Annotated in this window: 16 protein-coding genes; 12 read left to right on the plus strand and 4 right to left on the minus strand. The window is 56.8% G+C overall.

Annotation, left to right across the window (positions count from 1 at the left end):
• Positions 1 to 418: 418 nt before the first annotated feature.
• From G497_RS20360 to infB, 8 genes are all read left to right on the plus strand, one after another.
• Positions 419 to 2212 carry a dephospho-CoA kinase gene (locus tag G497_RS20360; protein WP_051258014.1) on the plus strand — a complete coding sequence of 598 codons (1794 nt, stop codon included), beginning with the start codon at positions 419 to 421 and terminating at the stop codon, positions 2210 to 2212.
• 135 nt (positions 2213 to 2347) lie between these two features.
• The gene (locus tag G497_RS0109650; protein WP_027187997.1) at positions 2348 to 3028 is read left to right on the plus strand and encodes a hypothetical protein; all 681 of its coding nucleotides are present in this window, start codon (positions 2348 to 2350) and stop codon (positions 3026 to 3028) included.
• Positions 3029 to 3329: 301 nt separating this feature from the next.
• Complete coding sequence (locus G497_RS0109660; protein ID WP_027187999.1) at positions 3330 to 4589, plus strand: coproporphyrinogen-III oxidase family protein; 1260 nt, start codon at positions 3330 to 3332, stop codon at positions 4587 to 4589.
• Between the two features lie 472 nt (positions 4590 to 5061).
• Positions 5062 to 7476: a SulP family inorganic anion transporter gene (locus G497_RS17595; RefSeq protein WP_051258015.1), complete on the plus strand. Its 2415-nt coding sequence runs from the start codon at positions 5062 to 5064 to the stop codon at positions 7474 to 7476.
• A 402-nt stretch (positions 7477 to 7878) separates the two neighbouring features.
• Positions 7879 to 8511, plus strand: coding sequence for a ribosome maturation factor RimP (gene rimP / locus G497_RS17600; RefSeq protein WP_051258016.1), 633 nt, complete (start codon positions 7879 to 7881; stop codon positions 8509 to 8511).
• Positions 8512 to 8790: 279 nt separating this feature from the next.
• Positions 8791 to 10089 (plus strand): transcription termination factor NusA, encoded by a 1299-nt coding sequence (nusA, locus tag G497_RS0109675; protein ID WP_027188000.1) that lies wholly within the window; start codon positions 8791 to 8793, stop codon positions 10087 to 10089.
• 40 nt (positions 10090 to 10129) lie between these two features.
• Positions 10130 to 10318, plus strand: a complete 189-nt coding sequence (locus G497_RS20775; protein WP_369327239.1) for a DUF448 domain-containing protein — start codon at positions 10130 to 10132, stop codon at positions 10316 to 10318.
• 5 nt (positions 10319 to 10323) lie between these two features.
• Positions 10324 to 13494 carry a translation initiation factor IF-2 gene (infB, locus tag G497_RS0109685; RefSeq protein WP_027188002.1) on the plus strand — a complete coding sequence of 1057 codons (3171 nt, stop codon included), beginning with the start codon at positions 10324 to 10326 and terminating at the stop codon, positions 13492 to 13494.
• Between the two features lie 15 nt (positions 13495 to 13509).
• On the opposite strand, the gene G497_RS20160 is transcribed toward infB, so the two are convergent.
• Entirely contained in the window at positions 13510 to 13674 is a 165-nt protein-coding gene (locus G497_RS20160; RefSeq protein WP_156908031.1) for a hypothetical protein, read from the minus strand.
• Here G497_RS20160 and G497_RS0109695 point away from each other — a divergent pair.
• Positions 13673 to 13969 carry a DUF503 domain-containing protein gene (locus G497_RS0109695; protein WP_027188003.1) on the plus strand — a complete coding sequence of 99 codons (297 nt, stop codon included), beginning with the start codon at positions 13673 to 13675 and terminating at the stop codon, positions 13967 to 13969. The genes G497_RS20160 and G497_RS0109695 overlap by 2 nt on opposite strands.
• A 249-nt stretch (positions 13970 to 14218) precedes the next feature.
• The gene (locus G497_RS0109700) at positions 14219 to 15229 is read left to right on the plus strand and encodes a DHH family phosphoesterase (RefSeq protein WP_051258017.1); all 1011 of its coding nucleotides are present in this window, start codon (positions 14219 to 14221) and stop codon (positions 15227 to 15229) included.
• Positions 15230 to 15389: 160 nt separating this feature from the next.
• On the opposite strand, the gene G497_RS17605 is transcribed toward G497_RS0109700, so the two are convergent.
• Positions 15390 to 16202, minus strand: a complete 813-nt coding sequence (locus G497_RS17605; protein WP_156908033.1) for a hypothetical protein — start codon at positions 16200 to 16202, stop codon at positions 15390 to 15392.
• A 483-nt stretch (positions 16203 to 16685) separates the two neighbouring features.
• On the opposite strand from G497_RS17605, the gene G497_RS0109715 reads away from it, so the two are divergent.
• A complete protein-coding gene (locus tag G497_RS0109715) occupies positions 16686 to 18005 on the plus strand; it encodes a lytic murein transglycosylase (RefSeq protein WP_027188005.1) in 1320 nt (439 codons plus the stop codon).
• Between the two features lie 546 nt (positions 18006 to 18551).
• Here G497_RS0109715 and purF read toward each other — a convergent pair.
• The gene (gene purF / locus G497_RS0109725) at positions 18552 to 19925 is read right to left on the minus strand and encodes an amidophosphoribosyltransferase (RefSeq protein ID WP_027188007.1); all 1374 of its coding nucleotides are present in this window, start codon (positions 19923 to 19925) and stop codon (positions 18552 to 18554) included.
• A gap of 74 nt (positions 19926 to 19999) precedes the next feature.
• Positions 20000 to 20290: a hypothetical protein gene (locus G497_RS0109730; protein WP_027188008.1), complete on the minus strand. Its 291-nt coding sequence runs from the start codon at positions 20288 to 20290 to the stop codon at positions 20000 to 20002.
• Between the two features lie 341 nt (positions 20291 to 20631).
• On the opposite strand from G497_RS0109730, the gene G497_RS0109740 reads away from it, so the two are divergent.
• The gene (locus G497_RS0109740; RefSeq protein WP_027188010.1) at positions 20632 to 22581 is read left to right on the plus strand and encodes an AsmA family protein; all 1950 of its coding nucleotides are present in this window, start codon (positions 20632 to 20634) and stop codon (positions 22579 to 22581) included.
• Positions 22582 to 23191 lie beyond the last annotated feature (610 nt).

The following is a 23191-nucleotide window of genomic DNA, read 5'->3' on the forward strand; positions in this document are numbered from 1 at the left end:
CGGATTTCGTGGAAATGTGCGCGTGGCAAAGCCACCCGCACACGTACTCCTCGCTCCACAGCTCGCTCTACTCGCGACCGCCGTCGGCTTTAGGGTCGCAGTCGAGGACGGAAGAGTTGACTCGGCCCGTCCTGGGCCTCGGCCTTCGGCTCCCGCCCTTTGGGCGGTTCCCAATTCCGCTTTCCTGCGGAATTGTCACTCCTGCTTCAAAAAAAGCTCGTGCCTTGCCAAACGAAAAACTGAGCGTTTCCTCAATGCCATGTAATCAGTGGTTGTCTAATGCTGTGCGGCTAAAAACTGTGAAGCATTGGACATAACCTTTTGTTGCCAAAGCTCCCACAGCCTTTTATACTTTGGGTCAATGCCTGTGCATTGTCCAAAAATTCCTTGTATCCGCACTTTCTCAAAGGCCTTATTCATGCCCATCAATTCATGTCCGCAAGCCACACATACCTTTACTACGCCTGCGGGTTCCCCCCGGCAACGGCTAGACAAGCTCCTTGCCGCCCACCTTGCCCCCCTTGGCTATTCCCGCGAGCGGGTGAAAGACTGCATCAAGCAGGGGCAGGTGTTGCTTGACGGCGCAGCCTGTCTTTCCCCCAAGGAAGCGGTGCCCGGCGGCGTAACCATTGCCATTGCCCTGCCAGAGCGCGAAACCAGTTTGAAGGCAGAAGTCGGAGAGCTGTGCATTGTGTACCAGGACGACGACATGGCCGTGGTGAATAAGCCTGCGGATTTGACCGTGCACCCCTGCCCCGGCAGGCCGGAAGGCACCCTTGCCCATATTCTGCTGCACCATTTTCCCGACCTGCACCTTATGGAAGGTTCGCGCCCCGGCATTGTGCACCGGCTGGACAAAGACACCACAGGCCTGTTGCTGGTGGCCCTGCATGAACGGGCCCGCCTTGCCCTGGCCGAACAGTTTGCCCAACGCGGCGTGTATAAGGAATATCTGGCCCTTGTGCATGGGGTGCCCCGCCAGCCCAGTGGGGAAATTCATGCCCCCATTGGCCGCCACCCCACCCGCAAAACCCTTATGGCGGTCGTGCCCACAGGCAGGGAAGCCCACACGGGCTACACAACACTACATGCAGACAAACAAGGCCGCTACGCCCTGTTGGCTGTGCGTATTTACACGGGCAGAACCCACCAGATTCGCGTGCACCTGAAGCACATTGGCCACCCCCTGCTGGGGGATTATACCTATGGGGCCCCGCAAACCACCCTGCACGCGGCCCAGCGCCCCATGCTGCATGCCTGGCGGCTGGCTGTTACCCACCCCAGTGCAGCGGAAAGTGCTGCACAACAACCCCTAGCAGAAACAAGCGCTCCCAACAAAAAAACGGCTAAAAATGCGGCCAATGCCCAGCAGGAAAAGCGCCCGCAGCGCGTTACCCTTGCCGGGGGGACTACCTTTACCTGCCAGGACAACCGCCTTGCCTTTGCCTGCCCGCCCCCGCCCGATTTTATCGCCACTCTCACCTTGCTGGCAGGGCGTTTTTTGCCTGTGGTCATTACCGGTTCGCCGGGGTGTGGCAAGTCGCGCCTGTTGCAGCACTTTGCCGGGCAGGGTTACCCCACCCTCAGTGCTGATGCCGTGGTGGCAGAGCTCTACAAACACGGGGCTGATGGCTGGCAACTGCTGCGTGCCCGGTTTGGCACCCGCTTCATTCCGCAGGAGCAGGGCGGGGTAGACAAAACAGCCCTTGGCGCTGCCATGATGGCAGATGAGCACCTGCGGCGGGAAGTGGAAGCCATGCTGCACCCCATGGTATTCCATGCCATTGCCACCTTCTGGAACACAGCGGCGGCGCAGGGGGCCCCCCTGGCCTTTGCCGAAATTCCCTTGTACCTGGAAACCGGTGCAACATTTTCCAACCCTGGCCTGCATATGCCGGAAGAATACCGGCTGCGTGCCCCAGCCCTGGTGGGGGTACATGCCCCCTTTGCCGTGCGCCAGCAGCGCCTTGCCGGGCTGCGCGGCTGGAGCCAGGAAGCCATTGACACCATTGAAGGCTGGCAATGGCCGGAAGAACAGAAAATGGCGGCCTGCCAGTATGTGCTGGAAAACAGCGCCCCAGACCCGGAAGGTATAGCCCTTGCTGCCAGCGCCGCCCCCCTGGAGCAGCGCCTGCTGGCGGTGGGGGAAGAAGGGTGCGCCAGCCTGTTGCGCCGGTTGGAGACCTTGTGGGCCACGCCGCCACAAGAATGAAATGCCATATGATCAATGGGTTCTTTACACCACAAAAACGCTGCTGTTAATTTTGCACAGTATATGCTATACAGTTGCCGCACGCGCGCCACACATGCGCTCATTACCTGACAAATTTGCCGAAAGGAGTCACCCATGAACACTGCCCGCACCTCTTTCCGGGGAATTTCCCTGGTTTGCCTTAGTCTGCTTACCCTTGGTCTTGCCGCTTGCGGTGGTAAAACCACAGCCCCTAAAGTGGCCACCAACCCCCTGGAAGGGGCCAGCACCCAGCGCCTTGCCTATGGCATCAGCTTAAAAGTGCCCCAGGGCTGGACCATTATTAACGCCACACGGGAAAACCAGCCCAGCAAGGCGGAATTGCAAAAAGCCATACAGGCCGGCCAGCGCATTGAAATGCTCAACATGCAGCGCAACAACGCCAAAGGTGAAATGATTGCCCAGGCCTATGCCTTTTTGGTGAACAGCTCCCGCGACTTTATGCCGGAAGAAGCCGCTTCCAAGGCCAACGACCAGGACTTTGTGCGCCTGGGTGATGCCATTATGCAAAACGCACGGGAAACCGCAGCCAAGGAAAAAGTGGAAAATACCATGGTGGAATGGACCGTGTCCCGCACCCAGATTGGCGGCTTCATGGCCATTGGCCAGTCTGGCCTTGGCAACCCACCCGAGGGCGGCTCCATGCGCGTGCTGAACTACGACATTTACTTGCCCAAAAACGCAGGCTTTATGCTGAAGCTTAAAGGCCATGTGGAAGAACCCGGCGTGGAAGAAACGTTGCGGGCTATAGTGCAGAGCGTTGAATTTTCCAATTAGGAAACACTGATTTATTCCGTTTGGCGGTGTTTCTTCGCTTTTTTTGAAGCGGGGCAGGACCGAAGAGTTGACTCGGCCCGTCCTGGGCCTCGACCTTCGGTTCCCGCCCTGCGGACGGTTCCCAATTGTGCTTCCTGCACAATTGTCCTCTTGGAACCCACATCAGCGTTTGCCTTTCCGCATTGCGGAAAGGCAAACGCAAATAGGGGGTCAAGGGGCGTCACGTCCCTTGCAGGGGGCTGGGGGACAGCGCCCCCCAAGGGTGCCATGATATAATACTTCCCTTGCATAAGAGTCCCGCATGTTGGTGTACATCCACATCCCTTACTGCCGTGGCAAGTGCCGCTACTGCGCCTTTTCTTCCCAGCCTTTGGGCAGGCAGGGGGCAGCTAACCCGCATGGCCCCCTTGCCGCCTACACCAGCACCCTTGTGGCAGAAATTGCCCTGTGGCGGCAGGCCCTAGGGCCTGTGCCCGTAAGCTCCATCTTTTTTGGCGGCGGCACACCCAGCCTGCTTGCCCCGCAGCAGGTGGGGAGTATTCTGGAAGCCTTGCACGCGGCGTTCAGGGTAGCGTCAGGGGCGGAAATTTCGATAGAAGCGAACCCGGAATCTGCCCTGCAACCCGGCTGGCTGGCCGGGGTGGCGGCTGCCGGGGTGAACAGGCTTTCCTTTGGGGTGCAAAGCTTCCATGCGGAAGAGTTGCGCCTGCTGGGGCGCATACACACGGCGCAGCAGGCTATTCAAGCGGTGGAAGCGGCCCAGCGCCTGCCATTTAACAGCATCAGCCTTGACCTTATGTGGGGCCTGCCCTGTGCGGAGGAAGCATGCCCTCCGGTGGCAGCTTCTGCGGGTTCACCCAGCGCCACGCGCGCGGCCACGGCCTTGGTCCGGCAGGCAGTTTCCCGCTGGCAAACCACCCTGGCTACGGCTATTGCCCTTGGCCCGCAACATCTTTCCTGCTACGGACTGATGTTGGAAGAAGGCACCCCCCTGGCCCGGCAGGCAGAGGGCAACACCTTAGCCTTGCCACCAGATCGCACCCTGACAGCCCAGTACCTGCACACCGTGCATGCCTTGCGCCGCGCAGGGTTTGCCCAGTATGAAATAGCCAACTTTGCCAAGCCCGGCCACCAGTGCCAGCACAACCTTGGCTACTGGCACGGGGAAGAATACATGGGCCTTGGCCCTGCCGCCGTTGCCACAGTGGGCAGCGTGCGCCGCACAAACCCGGCGGATGTGGCCGCATGGCACAAGGCAGTTGTCCAGTGCTCCCCCGGCAAACTGCCGCAAGGGGAAGAGGAACACCTTACCCCTGCCACCCTGGAGCAGGAGCTCCTCATGCTGGCCCTGCGCACCACACAGGGCTTGCCCCTTGGCCCCTGGGCACAGCGCACCGGGCGGGCCTTTACCCGGCAGTTCTCCACACTGGTGGATTCGCTGCAACGTTCCGGCCTTGCCACCCGAACAGCCACTCACTTTGCCCTTACCCCACGGGGCCTGCTGCTTTCCAACGCCATTATTGAGCAGTTTTTTGCTGCGCTGCCCGCGCATTCAGGCTAATACACACTTCATTGCACTGTACCCATAATTGAGCTAGCATCGTTGCCAGTCATGCTTGGCGGAAACACGCAGCACAAAACAACCGAATGACTTGTGCTTTTGTTTCCCCCATTTTCTCATGATTCATTTTGGGAAACGCTCAGTTATTTCGTTTGGCAAGGCACGAGTTTTTTTTGAAGCAGGGGTGACAATTCCGCAGGAAAGCGGAATTGGGAATCGCCCGTAGGGCGGGAGCCGAAGGCCGAGGCCCAGGACGGGCCGAGTCAACTCTTCGGCCCTCGACTGTTTCAAAAAAACCTTAAAGCCGACGGCAGTCGCGAGCGTAGCGAGCCGTGGAGCGACAAGGCGGGGCGTAGGCGGCTTGGCCGCCGAAGCATGCACCCCGCCGCAGGAGCGAAAAAAGGTCACGCCGCTAAACGGAATAAATCAGCTTTTCCCCAGCGTTTTCCCACTTTCAACCCCACCCACTGCTATGCCCCAACAACACGCGGCTTCCTCATATTCCCGTTTTTTCTCTTTCCTGTTTCCATTCATTGGTTGGCTTCGCACTTACAGCCTTGCCCTGTGCAAAAAAGACCTCAATGCCGGGTTCACCGTGGCGTTGGTGCTTATTCCGCAGTCCATGGCCAATGCCCAGCTTGCCGGGTTGCCCGCGTACCACGGGTTGTATGCCGCGCTGTTGCCCACTTTTATTGGCGGGTTGTGGGGCTCTAGCCGCCAAATGGTCACAGGCTCCGTTGCTGTCACCTGTCTTATGGCAGCCGCTGCCCTGCAACCGCTCGCCATTCATAACATCAGCGACTACATTGCCTACATGGCCCTGCTCACCCTGCTGGTGGGCGGCATTCAATTGCTGTTTGGTGCGGCCCGCATGGGCTTTCTGGTGAACTTTCTTTCCCTGCCTGTTATCAGCGGGTTCACCAATGCAGCGGCCCTTATTATTGTGGCCTCCCAACTGGGCAAACTTATTGGCGTAACGGTAGATGGAGGCGGCCCCCTGTACCAAACGGTACTTGCCACGGCTTCTTCTGCCTGGAACTACACCCACTGGCCTTCCGTGCTTATGGCCGGGCTGGCAGTGGGCACGCTGTTTCTGTGCCGCCGCTTTGCTCCCAAGGCCCCGGCAGTGCTGGCGGCCATTGCCCTGACCACCCTGTGTTCCTGGGCGTTTTCCTTTGAAGCCACCACCACCGCTCATATTACTGACATTGCCAGCGATGAAGCCCGCATTCTGCTTGTGCGCCTTGTGCGCCAAGAACAGGAAGTGCACAGCCTGAGCGAACAAATTGCCGCCCTGCAACCTGCGGGCAATGAAGAAACTGCCGCTGAAACCCTTGAAGCAACCTACAAAGCCAAAGAACTGCAACTGGAGCAGGCCAATATTCAGGCCAACATGCGCTTGGTGCGGGAACATTTGCGCCGCATGCTGTTTGTGGCGGAAGAGAAAAAAGACGGGGCACGGGTGTTTCACGTTAAACAAAGCCCGCGTCTGGTGTTTACCCCGCCGCCCCCGGTTATTGCCACCATGGTCACCCCTGCCCCGCAGGAACCTCAGCCCCCCCTGGCGGAGACACAGGCAGGGCAGGGCGCTCCAGATATTCCTGCCGCCAATGGCACTGGGCAGGCAAACGCCACTGCGCCGCAACCCCAGGCAGGGGAAACACCCTTGTACGTGCAGGAATCTTCCTTGCCAGCGGAAACGTTTGCAGACGGCAGAACATGGCGCCTGCGCCTGGGGAATAAAATGCCCAATTTGGAAGAGTTGAACTTTTCCAGTGGCGGTGCTGTGGTGGGGGAAATGGCTTCGGGCTTGCCAGTGTTCCAAATGCCCGAATTTTCCAGCAACCGTTTTTTTGCCCTGTTGCCCACGGCACTTATTATCGCTTTTGTGGGGTTTGCTGAATCCATTTCCATTGGCAAGGCAGCCGCCACGCAGCGCGGCTACCGCATTGACGCTAACCAGGAAATGGTGGGGCAGGGCCTTGCCAACATTGCAGGGGGCCTCACTCTTACAAGTCCTGTTTCCGGCTCCTTTTCTAATTCTGCCGTGAACCTGGCCGCCGGGGCACGAACGGGCATGGCAGCGGTGTTTGCCAGCGCTGTCACCTTGTTCATTTTGCTGTTCCTTTCCGGGGTGCTGCGCTACCTGCCCCAGCCTGTGCTGGCGGTGGTGGTTATTCGCGCGGCGTATACCCTGTTCCACCCCAAGGTTTTTGTTACTTCATGGAAGGCGCAGCGCATTGACGGCGTCATTGCCCTTATTACCTTTGGGGCTACCCTGTTTTTTGCCCCGCACCTGAACTACGGTATTCTGCTGGGCGTGGTGCTTTCCCTTGCCGCCTTTTTTTACCGCAGTATGCGCCCCGCTATTACTATTCTTGCCGTGGGGCAAGACCATATGCTGCACGATGCAAAAGCCCTGAACCTGATTTCCTGCCATCGAATTGCTGTGGTGCAGTTTCAGGGGCCGCTGTTTTTTGCCAATGCCTCGGTGCTGGAAAATAACCTGCTGGACAGGCTGGAACACAACCCGGAATTGCAACATATCCACCTTGTGTGTTCCGGCATAACTCATATGGATGCCTCCGGTGAAGACGCCCTGGAAACCATTGTAGAGCGGGCCTACCGGGCGGGCGTTGGCTTCTCCATAAGCGGGGTGGTGGGGGCTGTGGCTGCCATGTTGGAGCGCACCGGGCTGATAGAGCTGATTGGTGCGGAGAATGTGTACTTTGCCCCGCGGGAAGCCTTGTGCGTGCTGCGCAAAGATGTGAAGCACTGCACCCGGTGTGAACACTGCCCGCTGGACGACTTGTTCTGCGGCTTTGCCGAAGAGCACCCCTTAAGCGGCAAATGCGGTTTGACCTCCTTGCCTATGGCACCGTTGTAACAGAGGCCTTTGCACAACGCATGGCACAAGATGACGGCGTAACGCATGCAGTATAAAAAGAGGGTGAGGGGCCAGCAAAGGTTTTTTTCTGGCCCCTCACCCAGGTTTGTGCAGAGTATTGGTTATGCCGTATGCGTATAGCGCTTGACACGCCTTGTTTTTCCAGATAAAAGCTTTGCACTTGGTGGAAGACACGCCCACAGCTTTTTCTTGTTCTTCTTGTTTTTGCAGGCGTGGGGGAGTCTTTCAACATCCTGAGAGCTGAAACGGTTCATGGGGTGGCCTTGCGGCCTCCCTTTTTTTTATGATTCTGCCCGGCGCACACGCCCGCCAGCGCACACGCGCAGTAGGCCAGCCGCCTGGTGCCCAGTTGACGTATTCGCATCGCACACGAAGGATCGCATGCCCGAAACCCCTTTATACCAACGTATAGCTGAATTTACCGCCCCCCTGGCCCTTTCCCTTGGGCTTGATGTGTGGGGGGTTGAAGTTGCCCTTGGCCCGCGCAGCCTTGTGCGGGTGTATGTGGAAAAGCATGGGGAAGATGGGGTAGACATTGACGCCTGCGCCGAACTTTCCCGCCTTTTGGGCTTAAGCCTTGATGTGGAAGACATTTTGGAAGGGGCCTATACCCTGGAAGTGTCCTCCCCAGGCCTGGAGCGTGTGTACTTTGCTGAAGCGCAACTTGCCGCTGCGCTGGATAACCCCCTTGATGTACAGCTTAAAAGCCCCCTGCCAAGCCACCCTGGCCGCCGCCGTTTTCGCGGTGTGCTAGGGGCCTTTGCCAATGGCGAATTTACTCTGCTGGCTGAAGAAGCTTCCCTCAAACCAGAAGAAAGCAAAGAAGTGCGCTTTACCTTTGAACAGGTGAAAAAGGCGCACCTTATTCATATTTTCCCTGACAAAAGCCCGCCCGGCAAACTGCCAGCCCCCAAAAAGGCCAAGGCAAAGCCTGCGGCAACCAAAAGCCCACGCCCTGCCACTGGCAAAAGCGCCGAGGCAGACCCCAGCCCAGAGGCTGCGGTAGAAGAATAACCTGCATCGGCAGGAAGGAACGTCCCTGCCCCGGCAGAAACGCATAACGCACCTTGTGTGCAACGATAACGCTTAACGAACCACTGATTACATAGCATTTTGGAAACGCTCAGTTATTTCGTTTGGCAAGGCACGAGATTTTTTTGAAGCAGGAGTTGACTCTTTGGTCATCGACTGTTTCAAAAAAAAAGAAGTAACGCTGCCAAACGGAATACATCAGCGTTTCCCTAGAGATTTTACCGGGCAGGCCACAACCCCCTGCCACACGCGGAGAAAACCATGAGCATGGAACTGAAAAAAGCGATTGAGCAAATCAGTAAAGATAAGGGCATTGACCGCGCTTTGCTGGTGGAAACACTGGAAGAGGCAGTACGCACCTCTGTTATCCGCAAGCTTGGCGAAGATATTGATATTGAAGTCAGCTTCAACGAGGAATCGGGCGAAATTGACGTGTTCCAGTTCAAAATTGTGGTGGACGACGTGGCTGATGAAGACGGGCAGATTGATATTGAAGACGCCCGCAAGCACGACCCCAGCGTACAACTGGACGACGAAATGGGCTTTCGCCTGCGGGTGGAAGACCTTGGCCGCATTGCTGCCCAATCTGCCAAGCAGGTTATTATTCAGCGTATGCGCGACGCCGAACAGGGCATTATTTTTGACGAATTTAAAGATCGCATCGGGGAAATTGTTTCCGGCATCATTCAGCGCCGCGACAAGGCCGGGTGGATTATCAACCTTGGCCGCACGGAAGCGCTGCTGCCTAAGGAAGAACAGATCCCGCGGGAACACTACAAACGCGGCGACCGCATGCAGGCCCTTCTTATTGAAGTGCGCAAGGAAGGCCGTGGCCCCCAAATTATTGTTTCGCGCTCCCACCGCGACTACATGGCAGCCCTGTTCCGCCGTGAAGTACCGGAAGTGGATGATGCCATTGTGCAAATCATGGGCGTTTCCCGCGACCCGGGCAGCCGCGCCAAGGTGGCTGTGCTCAGCCGCGACCGCGACGTAGACCCTGTGGGCGCCTGTGTAGGCATTCGTGGTTCCCGTATTCAGAACATTGTGCAGGAACTGCGCGGCGAGCGCATTGACATTGTCATCTGGAGCCCGGAAATTGCTACTTATGCCCGCAATGCCTTGGCCCCGGCTGTTATTTCCCGCATTGTGGTGGACGAGGCAGACGGCCTTCTTGAAGTTATTGTACCAGACGACCAACTGACCAACGCCATTGGGCGCAAGGGCCAAAACGTAAAGCTTGCTGCAAAGCTGCTTGGCTGGAAGCTGGATATTTACACCGAAACCCGCTACAACGAAGCCAATTCCATTGGTCATGGCCTGGAACAGCTTGCCAGCGTGGCAGAAGTGCCCCTGGAACAGTTTGTGGGTGCAGGTTTTGGTAACCTTGAAGCCCTTCGTGAAGCAACGGATGAAGCCCTGATGCAAATTCCTGGCTTTACGGTTGATAAAATTGCCAACATCCGGGCTGCAATTAATTTCTTGCGTCCCGCTGAAGCCCCTGCTGCCGCTGCTACCCCCAATGAAGAGGATGCACCGCAGACCCAAGGGAATGATGAGTAACGCCGCTGTGGCGAAAAAAGAAGCCCATATCCCGGTGCGTATGTGCAGCATATGCCGGGTACGGCAGCCCAAGGCGGCGTTGTTACGGTTCAGTCTTGCTTTTGAAGGGGCAAACCCCATGCCGGATCATAAGCAACAAGCCCCTGGCAGGGGAATGTACGTGTGTCGTACAGACCAGTGCCAGGCGGCCTTTTCACGCCGCTGGCGGAAAAGGGAAGCAAAGGGGTAGGAAGTATGAGCGATAAAAAGAAGAAAGTAAAAGACCTTGCCACTGAACTTGGCCTGCAACCAAAAGATGTTTTGGCTGCGGCAAAAGACCTTGGCATTGTGGGCGCGAAAGCGGCAACAAGCAGCCTTACAGAAAGTGAAGCCGGCAAACTGCGTGAACAGCTTGCAGCCCCTGCCCCTGCGGACAAGCCAGAAGTAATTGTGCGGCGCAAAAAAGCCAGCAATGAACCTGTGGCCACCGCAGAACCTACCTCAGAAGCACCCGTTGCTACCCCTGCAGAGGAACCAGCCCCTGTTGCCGCCGTTGCTGCAACAGAACAGGCAAAAGAAGTTCCTGCGCCCAAGGCCGTACCTGGCAAGGGCCAAAAAGCCCAAAAGCCTGCCCCTGCCCGCGTGGTGCCCGCGCCTGAAACAGCCGCACGTATTGTACGTCCTGTTGGCACTGCGGAACCTGCCAAGGCCGTTGAACCTGTGGCTGCCCAAGCCGCAACACCTGCCCCAGCAGAAAAAGCCGCTACAGTAACAGCCCCCGCCAAGGAAGAGGCCGCCACCAAGCAGCCCCAGGTTGAAGGCGCCCAGCAGCCAGCCTTGGCTGCACAGGCCGCCGCCCCTGCTGCCAAGGCAGAGCCTGCAGAAAGTGCCCCTGCTGAAGCCCGCAAACCGCAGCCTGCCCAGGAAGCGGCAGACCCGGCCCGCGGCAATGCACGAATTATTCGCCCTGCGTCATTTTCCGCTGAGCCGGAACGCAACGCCCAGGGCCAAAGGGTTTCTTCCGCACCTGCCATGCCCACACGTGTGGAAGGTGCTGATGGGGCCACTGCCGAGCACGCTACTGATGAAGCTTCTTCTTCGAAGGTGCGCGTTATTTCCCGCCCTGCCCCTGTGCCCCCAGGCACCCGCCCGCCGCAGCCACCCCGCCGTGAAGGTGGCTACCCCGGTGGCCCTGGTCGCGATAATGCAGGCCGCCCCCCACGTGAGGGTGGATATGCCCCTGGAGGGGCTCCTGGCGGGCAACGCCCCGGCGGCCCAGGTGGGCAACGCCCTGGTGGTCCTGGTGGCCCCGGTGGGCAACGCCCCGGTGGTCCTGGCGGCCCCGGTGGTCCTGGCGGCCCCGGTGGGCAACGCCCTGGTGGTCCTGGTGGCCCTGGCGGGCAACGCCCCGGTGGTCCTGGTGGCCCCGGTGGGCAGCGCCCCATGGGTGCACGCCCAGCCCCTGGTGGTGCCCCGGCACCCTTTGCCCCTGCTTCGCCTGATAGCGAACAGGGCCGCAAGAAGCGCAACAAAGGCCGCCGCACAGTAGAATTTGGCGCTGAATCTCATTCCGATGACGATATGATGATGAAGTCTTCCGGCCGCCGCAAGGGCCGGGGCAAGCAGCGCGAAGTGCAGCCTTCCAACACCGCCCCCATGAAAGCGGGTAAGCGTGTGGTGAAGGTTGAAGAATTTATTCGCGTGGCAGACCTTGCCCACCAAATGGGCATGAAGTCTGGCGAAATTATCAAGGTGCTGTTTGGTCTTGGCATTATGGCCACCATCAACAAAAGCCTGGACATTGACACCGCCACCCTGGTGGCAGCAGAGTTCGGCTATGAAGTGGAAAAAGTGGGCTTCTTTGAAGAAGACTACCTTGCCCAGCACCGCGAAGAAGATGTTGCAGAACAAATGACCACGCGGCCCCCGGTGGTTACCATTATGGGCCACGTTGACCACGGGAAAACTTCCCTGCTGGACGCCCTGCGCAAAAGCACAGTGGCTTCCGGTGAAGCGGGCGGCATTACCCAGCACATTGGTGCCTACCACGTGCGCACCCCCAAGGGCGAAATTGTGTTTCTGGATACTCCAGGCCACGAAGCCTTTACCGCCATGCGTGCACGCGGCGCAGAAGTAACCGACATTGTTGTGTTGGTTGTTGCCGCAGACGATGGCGTTATGGAGCAAACCCGCGAAGCCATTAGCCACGCTAAAGCTGCCGGGGTGCCCATTATGGTGGCCGTGAACAAAATGGACAAGCCCGAAGCCAACCCGGAACGTGTAAAACGCGAACTGGCGGAACAAGGCCTTGTGGCAGAAGATTGGGGCGGCGACGTCACCTTCAGTTACGTTTCAGCCAAAACCCGTGAGGGATTGGATGAATTGTTGGAACTTTTGGCCTTGCAGGCTGAAATTCTGGAACTGAAAGCCAATGCCGAAAAGCATGCCCTTGGGCACATTGTTGAAGCCAAATTGGATAAAGGCCGTGGTGCCTTGGGTACTGTGCTTATTCGCAGCGGTACCTTGCGCCAGGGCGACGCCTTTGTGTGCGGCATCCACTCCGGCCGTGTACGTGCCATGTTCAACGACCAAGGCAAGAAAGTGAAGGAAGCCGGCCCTTCCATGCCAGTGGAAGTGCAGGGCTTTGAAGGCGTGCCTGAAGCAGGGGATGAATTCTTCTGCCTGGCAGACGACAAAATGGCCCGCCGCATTGCGGAAACCCGTGCCTTGAAGCAGCGTGAACGCGACCTTGCCAAGGAATCCAAGGTAACCCTGGAAACCTTCCTGGCCAGGAAAGCAGACGACGTGGAAGCTGTGGTGCTGAACCTGGTTATCAAGTCTGACGTGCAGGGTTCGCTGGAAGCCATTACCGATGCCATGAACAAACTGACCACCGAGAAAGTGCGTATTCATGTTATTCACGGCGGCACCGGGGCTATCTCCGAATCCGACGTGTTGCTGGCTTCTGCTTCCGGTGCCATCATTATTGGCTTTAACGTGCGGCCCACTGTTAAGGCTAAAGAACTGGCTGAAAACGAAAAAGTGGATATGCGCTTCTACGACATCATTTATAAGCTCGTGGAAGAAATCAAAAGCGCTATGGAAGGCATGCTGGCCCCGGTTTCCAGGGAAATTGCCCTTGGCACCGTGGACGTGCGCGAAATCTTCAGTGTGCCCAAAATTGGTACCATTGCAGGTTGTTACGTTACTTCCGGCAAGGTGCTGCGTTCCGCCCTGGTACGCCTGCTGCGCGACGGCGTAGTTATTTACAGCGGCAAAATCACCTCATTGCGCCGCTTTAAAGAAGATGCCCGCGAAGTGAACAAAGGGTACGAATGCGGTATTGGCCTTGAAAACTATAATGACCTGAAAGTGGGCGACGTCATTGAAGCCTATGAAATTATAGAAGAAGCCGCCAAATTGTAACGCTTGCTTACAGCTTCATACGGTGGTGCCACCAACCTTCCTGCCACACGGCAAGGGGTTGGTGGCACCACTTTTTGTCCCCTGGGCAGAAAGCACCTTGCCGTTCAGCCAAAACACACTTACATTATTCGGGTTGCACAGGCTATGCTTGAAGTTTTTTGAAGAGGAGAGAGAAGGCATGTTCATTGGCATTTTGGGCGTTGAATATATGCTGCATGGCAATGAATCGCTTAAAGACAAACGCCGGGTGGCCAACAGCCTGAAGCAGAAAGTGCGTACTAAGTTTAATGTTTCCATTGCTGAAGTGGGCACAGAAGAAAATATGGGGCGCCTTGCCCTGGCTGTTGTTTCTGTCAGCAACGACAAACGCCACCTGGAAAGCCGTCTTACCAAATGCCTTTCCATGATGGAAGCGGCGTGTGACGAAGAGATGATCTATTCTGATATTGAGATTATGGGCAGCGAAATGCCTTAGAAAATTTAATTGGCTTTATATTGGGGAGGCTCTGCCTCCCCAATCCCCTTCGCCAAGGGCATGATGCCCTTGGAACCCCACCTCAGCGTGCAACTTTTCGCTACGCGAAAAGTTGCACGCAAATGGGGGTCAAGGGGCGTCACGTCCCTTGCAGGGGGCTTGGGGGACTGAGTCCCCCAATAAAAAGCCAATATGCCCCCCACCTGTAACTAGGCGCAACCGCCCACATATATATATATGCCAACACCCATGCACACCATTGCCGCGCTTTTGGCGCAGCAGCCAGAAGCCACAGACCAGCCCCGCCGCATTGTGGTAACCACCCACACCATGCCGGATGGCGACGCCATTGGCTCTTCTTTTGCGTTTGCCTATGTGGCCCAGCTTTTGGGGGCAGAAGTGCGCCTGTACCTGTATGATGGTGTGCCACCAGCCTTCAGGTGGCTTTGCCCGCCTTGCCCTGTGGTTACCCGCCTTGCAGAGCTGCAAGACTTTACCCCGCACCTGCTGGTTACCCTGGATTGCGGCGACGCAAAGCGCCCCGGCCCGGAGCTTGCCGCGTTTTTTCTGGAAGGCACACGGCCTTTTCCGGCCTGGGAAGACGTGTGCAGCGTGAATATTGACCACCATGTGGGCAACCCCTGCTTTGCCACGCACAACTGGGTGGAGCCTGGCAAAGCCGCCACCAGTGAAATGGTAGGGGACCTGGCTGAATACCTGCATTTACCCTTGCAGGGTGGCCTGGGGGAGGGCGTGTACCTTGGGCTTATGACAGATACAGGCAAATTCAGCTTTCCCAACACTACCGCCCACACCATGCACATGGCAGCCCGCATTGTGGAGCAAGGTTTGTGTGTGGCGGAATTCACTGCCCACCATGAAAACAACTGGAGCCTTGGGCGTATGCGGCTATGGGGCGAGCTTATGCATTCCATTACCCTGCACCACAACGGACGTATTGCCAGTTGTGTTGTGCAGCAAGACCATCTGCAACGCAACCATGCCACCAAAGACGACCTGGAAGGCTTTGCCGCCCAACTGCGCTGCATTGGCGGGGTGGAAGTGGCCGCATTTATGCGTGAAGATGGCCCGAACCGCAGCAAGTTGAGTTTGCGCTCCGTAGGGCACCGCAATATCCGCGACGTAGCCGCACACTTTGGCGGCGGCGGGCATAAAAACGCCGCTGGCGCAGAATTTACCCTACCCCCGCAGGAAGCCCTTGAACAGGTGCTGGGAAAGCTCGTGGAAACCTGGGAATAATGGAAACGCTGATTTTTCCGTTTGACGACGTTACTCGCATTTTTTACAGCAGGGCAGGAGCCAAAGGTCAAGGCCCAGGACGGGCCGAGTCAACTCTTCGGTCCTGCTCCCCTTCCCAAAAAACGATACAACGCCGCCAAACGGGAAAAGACAGCTATTTTTAAAATGAAGAGGATTCAGAGGAACCTTGCGCAGGCCTCGGCTGGGGCACCGGGTCACGCTGGGGGAACAAAGTGTCCTTTACGCGCTGGTCAACTTTTTGAATACCTGTTTGTGGGGCTGGCCCGGCCATCCAGGTTTGAATAATTTTACCCATGTCGCCCGCCAGGACTTGTGTAATGGCATAAATGGGGTCGGAAGGCAGCCGGGTTTTGGTGGCAAAAAGAATGAAGTCGTTGGTTTTGCTGGCTGGCATACTGCCGCTTTGGGCCAAAGACCAAATTAACTGGCCGGAAGCCACATCATGGGCTTCAATTTGCAGGGCCACCTGGGAATCTCCCGCAGTGCCCCCGGCATAGAGGTAGGTAATAAAGCCGCCCACCACCACGTCGGCCCCACGGCCACGGGCAATTTGCAAGGCCCGGTCACGGCGGTAGGGTGTGTCGTCTGCAAAGTATTCCATGGCCGGGAACAGCTGCATGGTATTCCAGGTTTGGTACACAGTGCGTGAAATGCCGTGGCCAGCCATACCTGGGCGTTCCATTTCTTGCGTTACCCGAAAGGGCATGAACAGCACGGTGGGGGCAAAGGCGGCCCGTTCTTTAGGTTGTACATGCACATCCGGTGGGTTTCGGTTCACCCACTGGTCGCGGTAAATTTTGGGGGTATGGGTCAGGCTTACATCCACCCTGTCTTCCACGGCCTGCATGGTGGAACAGCCCACCCCGAAGAGCCCAAGCAGCCCAAGGGCCAAAATAAAAAGCATTCGCGGTGAACACTGCGCCCGCGTTCCTGAAGAACAATTGTTGTGCATGCTCTACTCCTTGTGGCAAGGTGTGCCCTTTGATGGTGGCAACCTTGTTGTGTCAAACGTAACTCCAAACCATTGCAACACTGCGTTTTACAGCGCCTTTTTTGCTAGAATTCGTCATAACGCTATTTTTAAGAAAACATTGATTAAAAGGCATTTGGGAAACGCGCAGTTTTTTTGCCATAGCTTTAAGGAACCACATAGCAAATTGCGTTTCCATAATTCTTTTAAAACATGTTTGCAAAAGTGGTGCCACCGTTATATACTCATGTCATCAAGTTACTCACCCTGCGGGGCGCTTTGCGTTGCAATGGCTATACGCCTTCAAGAAAAAGCTGCTGCCCTGCCTCCCTTCATCCACTACCCCTGTCTATCGGGGTTATTTGTCAAATGGCTGACATTTTCAAAAGGTTTTTTATGACGAATTTGCGCTCATCGTTTCGCTTCACAATACATACTTTTTGGGTCTTTTTTCTAGGCTGTTTTGTGCTTGCCAGTGTTTGGCTGCTTACCCGGCACAATGAACTACGCCAAAAAGATGCACTGCCAAAATTGGTACATAAAGAAAAATTGCCCGCTGCTATTGCCCACCCGTTTTTCATTACCGAACTGGGTGTGGTGCCTTTGTGCTTGCCTGCTGCCTTGCCCCCCGCCCCCCTGGCCCTGGCACAGGAAGAAGTAAGCCGCATGCTGCCCCACACACCGTATTTGGACGCCATGCAGCGTGCCGCCAGGAATGAACAGCCCCCCCTGTTGCCAGAGCAAAATGAGCAAAACGGACAGGATGGGGAAACGCCCCCGGAAGAGGCACAGCCAATCCAAAAAGGCCTAGACAAACGCTGGCTTCCCCTCATGCAGCGCCTGCAAGCGGATGGATTTACTGAAGAATATCTTCAGGAAGCGTTTGCCGCCCTTGGGGAAAATGCCTATTCCCCAGCCTTTATGGCTGCCAAGGTGACGGAGCTGCACGGGGTTTACGGTATAATGCCCACCGCGGGCCAGCGCCTTACCCCGGAAGGGTACACCCCCCCAGTGGAGCGGGTAAGCACCAGCCAGTGTGTGCAGTTTTTACGTACTCATGAGGATTTTGTCGCAACCCTGCAAACACAGTATGGCGTGCCAGCCCATGTGATTATGGCTATTATGCTTATTGAAACCGGGTTTGGAGAAAACCTGGGGGCAGCCCCTGCCTTGCAGGCCCTGGCTTCCCTTGCCAGCACCACCACGCAGGAGGCGCTGGCCCAAGGCGGTAATGCGCGTCAGGCCCGCGCTGTACCGGAAAGGGCCCTGGAAAGAACATTGCAGAACAAATCGGCCTGGGCCTATGCGGAAGTTAAGGCTTTGCTGGCGCATTGCCAGGAAGCTGGCATTCCCCCTGCCAGCATTCCCGGTTCCATGTACGGGGCTGTGGGCCTGTGCCAGTTCATGCCTTCTAACATTGAACGCTACGCCGTTGATGGCGACGCCAATGGGCAGGTGAATTTGTTTGACCCCATAGATGCCATGGCCAGCATTGCCAACTTTTTGGCAGAACATGGCTGGCGCGGGGCACGAACCGAGGATGCCAAACTGGCCGTGCTGTTGCATTATAACCAGGACACCCTGTATGCCCGGCAGGTGCTTGCTGTGGCAGGCCACATGCAGCGCGCATTGGCAGGGAAAAAGTCGCCGGAAAACCCCCTGGCGTTTGCCTTTGGCGGGGTGCCTAGTGGCGCACGCGACCCAAGCCTGCGCAGGCGTGGTCCTATTCCCCGGGCTGGCAAGGTGCAGGGGCTTGGGGACTACGGCGATCTCTTAGGCATGTAGGGGGGAAACGCTGTCTTTTTCCGTTTGGCGGCGTTGTTTGCTTTTTTGCAAGGGGGGCAGGGCCGAAGAGCCCAGCCCGCCCTTGCAAAAAAACTTCACGCCTTGCCAAACGAAAAAAGACAGCGTTTCCCCAATGCCCTGTTCCGGAAGCTTTTTGAGGCAGGCCGAAGAGTTGACTCGGCCCGTCCTGGGCCTCGGCCTTTGGCTCCTGCCCTGCGGGCAGTTCCTAATTCCGCTTTCCTGCGGAATTGTCAGCCCGCCCTTGCAAAAAAACTTCACGCCTTGCCAAACGAAAAAATACAGCGTTTCCCCAATGCCTCGCTCAAGCACAGCCCCCTTGCTCATACCGTGAGCGCGCAAAGCCGCGTCCCGGTACTCGCAAGGGCTTCGCTTTTATGAGTACATGCTCACTCAGAAAGGTAGGGGTGTGCATTGTATAAGCCCACTCTTGTAATGAAATGAGTGAAGCAACATAAAAACCCCCTCGGCTAAGGACACAGGACCTTGGCCGAGGGGGTTTTATTATATGGGTGCTCTTCTGTTTCCCTATTCTTCGTTTACAGGAACAGCATACTTCCCATCAAAACACGCCAGGCAGTAGCCCATATCTGTTACGGAAGAAAGCATGCCTTCCAGGGAGAGGAATTCCAGGGAATCGAGCCCCAGGAATTTCTGGATGTCGGCAATGCTGTGGTTTGCTGCCACCAGTTCCCCGCGGGAGGAAAAGTCTACCCCATAGAAGCATGGGCACTTAACCGGGGGGCAGCTTATGCGGCAGTGCACTTCCGTGGCGCCCAGTTCCCGCAGTTTTTTCACACGGGTACGCATGGTGGTGCCCCGCACAATGGAGTCGTCCACAATAACAATGCGTTTGCCTTTAATCACTTCGCGCACCGGGTTCAGTTTTACCCGCACGGCAAAGTCGCGCATGTCTTGGGTGGGCTGAATAAATGTGCGCCCCACATAGTGGTTACGTATCAGGGCATGTTCATACGGAATGCCGGATTGCTGGGCATAGCCTACGGCGCAGTAAATGCCGGAATCCGGGAAGGGCATAACAAAGTCTGCTTCCACCGGGGCTTCTTTGGCAAGCTGCATGCCCATGCGTTTGCGGGCCATGTACACGTTCTGGTCGAACACATACGAGTCTGGGCGGGCAAAATACACCAGCTCAAAAATACACCCGGCCTGTTCTGGCAGGGGCTTTTTGTTGGCCAGGGAATAGCTGCGAATGGAAGTGAGGGGAGAACCGGAAATAACCACCATTTCCCCTGCTTCCAGGGTGCGGATGTATTCACCTTCCAGTAGGTCAAAGGCGCATGTTTCCGAAGCCAGCAACGGCGTGTTGCCAAGCCGGCCCAAGCTTAAGGGGCGAATGCCGTGGGGGTCGCGCACGCCAATGAGTTTGTCGTTGGCAAGAATAACCAGGGAATAGGCACCCTGCACCCGTTCACAGGCAGCCAGCACAGCCTCTTCCAGGCTCAGGGTACCCAGTTCGCGCACAATCAGGTGGGCAAATATTTCGCTATCGGTATTGGTATGAAAAATAGCCCCTTGCCCTTCAAGTTCCAGGCGTAGGGCCGCTGCATTCACCAGTGCTCCGTTGTGGGCTATGGCAAGGCTTAGCCCGCCGCGCCGCACAATGAAGGGTTCTGCGTCTGTCACACTCACCTTGCCACCTGTGGCATAGCGAACATGGCCTACGGCAGTGTGCCCTTTCAGTGTTTCGGCAAGGTGTTTTTCATCAAAAATATCATGCACCAAGCCAAGGTTGCGTACATCACACAGGGTGTCACCATCCCACACGGCAATGCCTACCGCTTCCTGCCCCCGGTGTTGCTGGGCATACAGCCCAAAGTAGGTTAAACGGGCCGCATCTTTGTGCCGGAATATGCCAAATAAGCCACAATGCTCTTTCATGGTTGGTAGCTCCCTATTTCCAGAACGCCATGTAATCAGTGGTACGGAAAAAGCTGCACCCGCGCGGGCACAGCTTATGCAGAAACAGTGTGAACAATGCCTTTCTCAACCATCAGGTCCAGGAAACTGCATAGCACTTCATACGTCAGTTCCTCTCCCTTTTTGGGGGGAACGTAGTACAGGCCATCAATTTCAATGACAGGCAAGCTGTCTTCCATGCCGGAACGGGCAATAAACCCGCCGCCATAGTGACTCATGCCCGCAGCATTCACTCGTTTGGTTGTCAATGCCCTTTCCAGGGCTGCTTCTTCGCGCAGGGCACGTTGCTGGTTATCGTCCAGAATAATAATTACCGCTCTGCGCATTGCTTGGTTCTGCTCCTTCACAATTACCGGGTCGGTACCCATTTGTGGTGAGCAGCTACCATGCCAGAAACAGGCTTTGACGTCGAGAGGGAACAGCAGGCCCAGCAAAGAAAGTTTCAGCTTACCCTTGCAAATGTGTTATGCTGAAAGGTGTTGTTAAGGGCTTCATTTGTGGCTTTCTTGCCTGCCGCAGAAGATAACAAGCAGGGTGACACACCCACAGTGCAGGCATTGTTCTTCGCGCCATTCCGGTTTACACTGCCGGTACAAAACTTGTATTTCACACACAACATACAAGGAAACATGCTCTTGCTGTTTCCCTCAAGTATCAAGGATGCGCTATGAAACGTTTTTTGGTGCGAAGCGGGTTACTTGTCCTGCTTGTTCTTCTTATTGCCATGGTGGGCATTGGCATTGCCCTGCAAATGCTCAAGCCGGAAACCTACAAAAGCCAGTTGGCAACGGCTTTTGAAAATGCCACGGGCCACAGCATTGTGTTTGATGGGGAGTTGCAGCCAACGTTCTTCCCGGTGCCTGGGCTGAAAACCGGGCGCATTCGCATTATGGCAGACCCAATTTTTGGGCCGGAACCCTTGTTGCAGGTGGAACACACCACGCTGCAACTGGACATTGCTCCATTGCTGCGTGGGCAAGTGGTTATTAGCGAACTGCGCTTTGCCAATACAAAAGCTTCCTTCCTGCAAACCGCCCAAGGGGAACGCAACTGGCAGGAAGAAGAACGCAAAGAGGCCGTGCTGGAAATGCGGCGTGAAGAAGGGGTGCAAGCCCTTGCCCCTGTTACACCAACGCCGCAAGCGCTTACCGCTGCCAAGGAAGAAGGCGTAAAAAAGGGTAAGGTGGGTGCCACCCCGCCCCTGAACCTGCGCATTAAGCGCCTGCTGTTGACCAATGCCACCCTCAGGTATGCAAACCAGGGCAGTAACAGCCAGTACCATGCGGAAATGGATACCATTTCCCTGGAAAATTTTGGGGCCGGGCAAACAGCCACGGCCACATTGGCAGGGTATGTGGAAAATAGCCGCACCGGGGCCGGGGCAGAATTAAGCGTGCAGGCCGAGGCCGCCTATACCCCAGGTGCCCCTGTGAATATTGCCATAACCCAATTGGCCATGCAGGCAGGCAAAGGCCTTGCCAGCGGGGCTGCCAGCCCTGGCATTGGGCTTACAGCGACCGCCCAGGTGCAGTTTGACCCGGTAAACAGCACCCTGCACCTGAAAACCCTGGCTGGCACCCTTGCGGGCGCACCCTTTGCTGCGGAAGGAATTATGCTGTTGCCAGACAACCCGGAACTGCCCCAGGGCACCAAGTTTTCCGTGCAAACAGCCCTGCGCATTGAAAGCCTGAACCTGGACGCCTTGCGCCTGGCATTTACGCCGCCGTTGCATCAACAAATGGAAGAAACGTTTCCTGCCACATCGCCCAAGGGGCCAGACCCGCTGCCAAAGCGCGGGAAAAAGATTATTGAGGCTCCGGTAGAACCCGTGCTGCCCCCCATGGCGGGCCATGCTGTGGTGGCTGTGGGTTCCCTTGTGGCGGGGGGGCTTACGTATTCCAATATCAATGGGGTGCTGGAAATAACCCCGGAAAAAGCAACCCTTGCGCCGTTCTCCTTCCAACTGGCAGAAGGCAGCGTGGAAGGCACCCTGACCCTGGAAGGCACCGCAGAGAAACCCTTGTGGGGCCTTGCCGGAAGCTTTCAGGGCTTGCGCCTGCAAAAACTCCTTGCCCAGCACCAGGGCCCACCCCCGGTGGAAGGCAAGCTGCACGGCATGGCAGAGCTGGCAGCCACAGGGGCTCATCAGGAAGCCCTGCTGCAAACGCTGGAAGGCAAGGCCACTGTTTCCCTGCAAGGGGCCACAGTGCAGGCGGGTGCTTTGCTGCCTGCCGAACTGGTGCGCATGGGGGCGCTGCCGGGGAGTATCCCCCTGGCAAAGGCTTCTGCGGATATGACGTTGCATAAAGGCGTTGCCACCACAAAAAATATTGAGGTGCGTTCTGGCGCAGGCTCGGTAACCGGGGCAGGCAGTTTGAACCTGCCAGCCAAAACCCTGGCCATGCAACTGGAAGTGCTGCTGCTGGAAGGCACCTTGCGGGTGCCGGTAAGTCTTTCTGGCCCGTGGGCGGCACCTAATGTGCGCATGAACGATGCCACGGGGCTTGGGAAGCTGATTAACGATGTGGCGGGGGCTTCGCCCAAAGCGCAAAAGGTGCTGAATAAACTGCCGAGAGAGGCAGGGAGATTGCTTGAGGGGTTGGGGAGGAAAAGGTAGTTTTGTGCGGCGTGCCGCCGCGCCAGCTTAATTTAAGAATAGGACTGCGTAGATTTTTGCGGCGTGCCGCCGCCCCAGCCTGTTGTTTTTTGTTTTGTTTGCCGCTCCGCTTGGGTTAGGGGGCCTTCGCCCGGCCCCCTAACAACCCCAGGCGCTTGGGGCTCTGCCCCAAGACCCCGTGGGTTCCCGGCTCGCGCTCAGTAGATTTGTTTCGCTCACTCGAAGACTCGTACGCTGCACAAATATATTCGCGCGGAAGAACACCGTGCCAAGCAAGGGCGAAGGGGCGCTTATCGGTTGCTTGCTGCAAGAATACACTGTGCCACAAAAGGTAAGTGATACGCAGCCGGGGAATGATGGCAAAATAATCATAGCCCGCATGAGTGGGCGGGCGCAGCAAAGCGCACGTAGGGTGGGGGGTGACGCGGAGAATTACCTGTAAGGTGCGGCGAAGACGCCGCGATATTTTTTACTATGAGTGAATGATAGCGCGTAGTTTTTGCGGCGTGCCGCCGCGGGTATTATTATAGAGATAAAGCAAATGCACATTGAGCAGACCGTGGCAAGATGCCGTCTAGGTTCTGCGGTACAATATGCATAGAGAGTGCTG

It is taken from the genome of Desulfovibrio cuneatus DSM 11391 (genome assembly GCF_000430005.1).
Lineage (GTDB): Bacteria > Desulfobacterota > Desulfovibrionia > Desulfovibrionales > Desulfovibrionaceae > Frigididesulfovibrio > Frigididesulfovibrio cuneatus.